The organism is Salinisphaera sp., assembly GCF_035690525.1.
Taxonomy (GTDB): domain Bacteria; phylum Pseudomonadota; class Gammaproteobacteria; order Nevskiales; family Salinisphaeraceae; genus Salinisphaera.
Map to the genome: position 1 here is coordinate 1 of NZ_DASSKM010000139.1, position 2884 is coordinate 2884.

At 58.0% G+C, this 2884-nt stretch carries 2 protein-coding genes; both read left to right on the forward strand.

Annotated features, from left to right (window positions below; all coding sequences use genetic code 11):
* Positions 1-1703, forward strand: a 1703-nt coding sequence (locus VFJ08_RS10700) for a DNA methyltransferase (RefSeq protein ID WP_324997197.1), incomplete at its 5' end; no start/stop codon positions are given.
* A gap of 235 nt (positions 1704-1938) precedes the next feature.
* Positions 1939-2884: AGE family epimerase/isomerase (locus tag VFJ08_RS10705; RefSeq protein ID WP_324997198.1), on the forward strand; the 946-nt coding region annotated here is incomplete at its 3' end.

Consider the following 2884-nt stretch of genomic DNA (forward strand, 5'->3'; position numbering starts at 1 on the left):
TAATTCGTCAAGCATTGGACGAGGTTTTTGGACCGGATCGTTTCGATTCAGAAATAATATGGAAGGCAACTAATACGCATCCCAATAATAAGACATACGGAAATGTTCATCAGACGATATATTTTTATCATAAAGGTGAAAATTATAGGTTTAACACGCAGTATGGTGACTATGATGAGGAGTATATCGAGCAGTACTATGGAAAAATATGCGATATAACAGGGAAAAGATTTCAATCGGCGGATTTAGTTGGTCACAAAGGAGTTAATCCGTCATATGAGTGGCGAGGCATAACGAGGCCATGGCGATTTCCGCGACACCGGCTTGATGAGCTCGATGAGACCAGCCAAATCTTTTGGACCCGCAATAACTTTCCAAGGCTAAAAAGATATCTCGAAGACGCTAAAGGGATGCCAGCTTCATCGCTATGGACCGAAAAATCACTTCGAAATATTAGATCTTGGGATATTGAAGATGAAGGTTATGCAACTCAAAAGCCGGAATCACTGCTGAGCCGGATTATTCTATCCAGCAGCGACGAGGGCGATCTTGTTGCTGATTTTTTTGTTGGCTCTGGAACAACAGCAGCGGTTGCCGAGAAACTAGGACGCAAATGGATCGCTACCGACCTCGGCAAGTTCGGTATTCACACAACCCGCAAACGTCTGATTGGCGTTCAGCGCGAACTCAAGGCCGCCGATAAGCCGTTCCGCGCTTTCGAGGTGCTCAACCTCGGCCGCTACGAGCGCTATGCTTATCTCAACGTGGGCGGCCGGCTGACCGGCGAGCAGCGCGAGGCCGCGCTCGCCGAACGCGAGCACGAGTTCCGCGAACTGATTCTACGCGCTTACCGCGCCGAGCCGTTCGACAACGATGCATTTTTCGACGGCAAACAAGGGCCGCGGCTCGTGGTCATCGGCCCGATCAACTTGCCGGTGGGTCGACTGTTCGTGGAAGAAGTCATCACCGAATGTCGCAAGCGCGGCGCGACACGGGTGGATATCCTCGCCTTCGAGTTCGAGATGGGGCTATTCCCGGCCGTATTGTCGGAGGCGAAAGAGAAGGGGATCGACCTGACGCTGAAGTACATTCCGGCCGAGGTCTTCGACAAGCAGGCAATCAAGCGCAATCAGGTTGTCTTTCACGATATTTCGTTCGTCGAGGCCACGCCGCGCTATGACAAAAAGCGCAAGCAGACGGTGCGCATCGAGCTCACTGATTTCTCCGTCTACTACAGCCAGAACGCCGCCGAGAAAGCCATCGAAGCGATGAAGAATGGCAAGAGCGAGGTAATCTGCGATCGCGGCCAGCTCGTGAAGGTAAGCAAAGACAAGCAGGGTGTCATCAGCCGCGAAGTGCTTACGCGCCACTGGACCGACTGGGTCGATTACTGGGCGGTCGACTTCGATTATCAGTCGCGCAAGGAAATTATCAAGGTGCCGGTCGGCAGCGGCACCAGCGGCGTGCTCGCCGGCTTCGAGGCGCCGCAGAGCGAGTTCAACCTCGATTTCGAGGAACGCTGGACTGGCAGCTATATTTTCGAGAACGAATGGCAGAGCTTTCGTACCCGCAAAGATCGCGCACTTGAACTAACGACCGCCGAACACCGCTATGAAAAGCCGGGCCGCTATACGGTTGCCGTAAAAGTGATCGATATTTTCGGCAACGACACCATGACGCTAGTGCCGGTGACAATCGATTGATCGCTACGTACACCGCGTAGTAATGAGCTGGGATATGTGGCATACAAGCCCACAGCCGGAAGCTCTGCTTTAGCAGGTCCGCACAGGCCGAGCGAACAGATCCGGTGCTTGTGTTTCTGGCGAACCTGGGTTCCTCGTTCATCAGCGGCCAAACCATCCATCCCAACGTTGAGACCGTCGTCAACGGCGGATACACGCGCCATACTGTGCGCTTGCCGCGAAACGGGAGAGCGCCTTGGCCGACTATCACGACACGAACAACGCCACGACCATCGGCCGTTGGGTGGAACGCGAAACGCATCGCCACTGGCTGGCCGCCGAAGGTCTCGATCTGCTCGAGTTCTATCGCGCGTCCTGCCTGGCCGGCGGCGGCTTCGGGCCGCTCGATCTCAACCGCGAACTCGCCTCCGATACAGCCGATACGCTGATCACGGCGCGCATGACCCACTGCTACGCCCTGGCCGCCCTTCAAGGCGTGCCCGGGGCTTTTACGCTGGCCGATCACGGCGTGAGCGCTCTGGCCGGGCTGCTGCGCGACGACGAGCACGACGGCTGGTTCGCGGCCGAACCCACGCCCGGTTTCGACGACTCGAAGCAGTGCTATATCCATGTCTTCGTGGCGCTGGGCGCGGCCAGCGCGGCGCGTGCCGGCGTTAACGGCGCGCGCGCCTTGCTCGACGATGTGCTGGCGGTGCTGGAAACCCGGTTCTGGTCGGCCGACGAACAAGCTTACGTCGAAGCGTATGCACGCGACTGGACCGGTCTCGAGGCTTATCGCGGCGCCAACGCCAATATGCATGCCACCGAGATGTGCCTGGAACTGGCCGACGTGTTGGACGACAACCGCTGGCGCGAGCGCGCACTGGCGATCGTCGATCGGTTGATCCACCGGGTCGCCGCCGACAACGATTGGCGCGTGATCGAGCATTTCGACTCGAACTGGCGGATCCTGCCCGACTTCAACGCCGACCAACCGGACGACGGCTTCAAGCCGTTCGGCGTCACCCCCGGCCACGGCTGCGAATGGGCGCGCCTGTTGCTGCACCTCGAAGCCGGCCTCGGCGCCGATGCGCCCGACTGGCTCGCCCACGACGCGGCCAAACTCTTCGATACGGCGCTGGCCGAAGGCTGGGAGGCCGACGGCAACCCGGGGCTGGTCTATACCGTCGATTGGGACGGCC